Annotated in this window: 3 protein-coding genes; 1 reads left to right on the top strand and 2 read right to left on the bottom strand. The window is 72.8% G+C overall.

The window, feature by feature from the left end; translation table 11 throughout:
- Positions 1-49: 49 nt before the first annotated feature.
- Both ACFU7Y_RS42915 and ACFU7Y_RS42910 read right to left on the bottom strand, forming a co-directional pair.
- Positions 50-475, bottom strand: coding sequence for a DUF3017 domain-containing protein (locus ACFU7Y_RS42915; RefSeq protein WP_224282303.1), 426 nt, complete (start codon positions 473-475; stop codon positions 50-52).
- Between the two features lie 19 nt (positions 476-494).
- Positions 495-1,349, bottom strand: a complete 855-nt coding sequence (locus ACFU7Y_RS42910; protein WP_224282302.1) for a bifunctional methylenetetrahydrofolate dehydrogenase/methenyltetrahydrofolate cyclohydrolase — start codon at positions 1,347-1,349, stop codon at positions 495-497.
- A gap of 519 nt (positions 1,350-1,868) precedes the next feature.
- On the opposite strand from ACFU7Y_RS42910, the gene ACFU7Y_RS42905 reads away from it, so the two are divergent.
- Positions 1,869-2,492 carry a hypothetical protein gene (locus tag ACFU7Y_RS42905; RefSeq protein WP_224282301.1) on the top strand — a complete coding sequence of 208 codons (624 nt, stop codon included), beginning with the start codon at positions 1,869-1,871 and terminating at the stop codon, positions 2,490-2,492.
- Positions 2,493-2,547: the final 55 nt, after the last annotated feature.

Below are 2,547 nucleotides of genomic sequence, written 5' to 3'. Positions count from 1 at the left end.
GGCCCTGGATTTCCAAGGCACCGGGCGGGGGCCGTCGCAGGCCTGCGGATCAGTGCCTGGGCCGGCCCATCAGCTGGCCGATGTTGTCCAGCAACGGGATCTGCAGCCACGGGTTCGGCTGCGCCACCAGGGTCAGCAGCACGATCGAGGTGCCCAGGAAGCTCAGCACGATCACGTCGGTGAAGCGGCTGCGCACCGCCAGCATCCCGACCTCGGGCAGCACCAGCCGCAGCACCGCGCCGAGCAGCACGCCGCCGCCGAGGACCAGCAGCCCGTACTTGAAACCGTCCTTGGAGTCCGCGAACCAGGTGACCGCGAGGCCGGCGCCGACGACCAGCAGGACCAACGTGATCGGCCACTGCCGCACCGGCAGCGCGTGATCGCGTCCGAGGGCCGCGGCCGAGCCCTCGGGCGGCACAGTGCCGGTGGTCTTGACCGGCCTGCGGCGGGTCCGTGCCGGGCTCGGTTCAGTCATGCTCGCCGTCCCTGGGGTGTCAGATGCCGGCGCGGCGCTCGGCCGCCTCGACGATGTTGTTGAGCAGCATCGCGCGGGTCATCGGGCCCACGCCGCCGGGGTTCGGGGAGATCCAGCCGGCCACCTCGGCCACACCCGGGTGCACGTCGCCGACGATCTTGCCCTCGCTGCGGCTGACGCCCACGTCCAGCACCGCCGCGCCCGGCTTGACGTCCTCCGGCTTCACCAGGTGCGGCACGCCGGCGGCGGCCACGATGATGTCGGCCTTGCGCAGGTGGGCGCCGAGGTCCCGGGTGCCGGTGTGGCACAGGGTGACGGTGGCGTTCTCGCTGCGGCGGGTCAGCAGCAGGCCGATCGAGCGGCCGACGGTGATGCCGCGGCCGACCACGACCACCTCGGCGCCGTTGATCTCGACGTCGTGGCGGCGCAGCAGCTCGACGATGCCGAGCGGGGTGCACGGCAGCGGGCCCTCGATGCCCAGGGCGAGCCGGCCGAGCGAGGTCGGGTGCAGGCCGTCGGCGTCCTTGTCCGGGTCCATCAGCTCCAGGACCGGGTTCTGGTCCAGGCCCTTGGGCAGCGGCAGCTGGACGATGTAGCCGGTGCAGGACGGGTCGGCGTTGAGCTCGCGGACGACGTTCTCGACGTCCTCCTGGGTGGCGGTGGCGGGCAGCTCGCGCTGGATCGAGGCGATGCCGACCTCGGCGCAGTCCTTGTGCTTCCCGTTCACGTACCAGCGGCTGCCCGGGTCGTCACCGACCAGGACGGTGCCGAGGCCGGGCGTGACGCCCTTCGCCTTGAGGGCCGCCACGCGGGCGGCGAGTTCGGACTTGATCGCGGCGGCGGTGGCCTTGCCATCGAGAATCTGGGCAGTCATGACCCCATTCTCCCGGATCGCCGGGGGTCCCCGTACCGAGGGCCCGCACGGCGCGGGACGGTCCCGGACGGATGGACGGGGCGGGTGAACGGACGGGTACGGAGGTCCGCCGCACGTTGCGGTTGCGCCACAGTCTTGGCGCGGCGCGCTGAACCGGCTGGACAGGGCGCCGTCGTCCGGATGACGATAAGCGCATTCCCGCCGCGAACCGGCCCGGTGACGGGCCGACGGCCCTCGCGGCGGAGCGTTGTACCCGGGGGAAAGAGCCAGTGAGCCGATCACAGCAGACCGAGCAGTCCGACCGCGAGGGCACCGTCCCGCCCGCGCCGCACCCGTCGGCCGGCTCGCGCCCCTGACGCTCACCACGCTGCCGAGCCGCGGCGCCCGTCACCGCCGCCGGGCTGTCACCCCGCTCCGCTAACGTCCCCTTCGGCCGGTGATCCGACTCACCGACCGGCACCGGGCCGTCAACGTCCCGTCCCCGCGTCCCCGCGTCCCCGTAACTGCCCGGAGGCACCCATGAGCTACCCGCCCGACCCGAACAACCCGTACGGCCAGCCGCCGGCCGCCCCGGGCTACGGCTACCCGCAGCAGGCCCCGCCGCCGGCCGCCGCGTACGGCTACCCGCAGGCCGCCCCGGCCTACGGGTACGCACCGGTGGCCCCGCCGTCCATGCCGGGCCTGGTGATGACCGCGCGGGTGCTGCTGTTCGTCATCGGTGGCGTGCAGATCATCATCACGGGCATCCTGCTGATCGCGGCCGCGGGCACCAAGACGGTCGCCAACCAGCACAGCACCGACAGCGACACCGCGATCTTCGGCAACGCGGCGGCCGGCATCCTGCTGGTCTTCGGGATCGTCTACCTGCTCGCCTCGGTGCTCTCGATCACGCTCGGGGTGAAGTTCGGCAAGGGCGGCCCGGCCACCCGGATCACCACCATCGTGTACGCCTCGGTGTTCCTGCTGCTCGGCCTGCTCGTGACGGTCAGCGCGATCACCGGCGCCGGCCAGACCCAGGGCACGGCCGCGGGCAGCGGGTTCGGCGTGGTGGTCGGCCTGCTGTGGATCGCGATCTGCGTCCTCTGGATCGTCGCCATGGCCACCCGGGACGGCGTCAACTGGTTCAACCGGCCGCGTTACTGACCGGCCCGCACGACAGAGCCGAAGGTCGGGCGGGACGCTACCTTCGGCCACTGCC

The sequence above is a fragment of the Kitasatospora sp. NPDC057542 genome (assembly GCF_042801945.1).
Lineage (GTDB): Bacteria > Actinomycetota > Actinomycetes > Streptomycetales > Streptomycetaceae > Kitasatospora.
The sequence above is the reverse complement of the archived record's forward strand: the minus strand, read 5'-3'. Positions and strand labels throughout refer to the sequence as shown.

What these genes read in the sequence shown, in the direction of transcription:
- ACFU7Y_RS42915 (WP_224282303.1), bottom strand. Translation starts at nt 475, where the DNA reads ATGACTGAACCGAGCCCGGCACGGACCCGCCGCAGGCCGGTCAAGACC.
- ACFU7Y_RS42910 (WP_224282302.1), bottom strand. Translation starts at nt 1,349, where the DNA reads ATGACTGCCCAGATTCTCGATGGCAAGGCCACCGCCGCCGCGATCAAG.
- ACFU7Y_RS42905 (WP_224282301.1), top strand. Translation starts at nt 1,869, where the DNA reads ATGAGCTACCCGCCCGACCCGAACAACCCGTACGGCCAGCCGCCGGCC.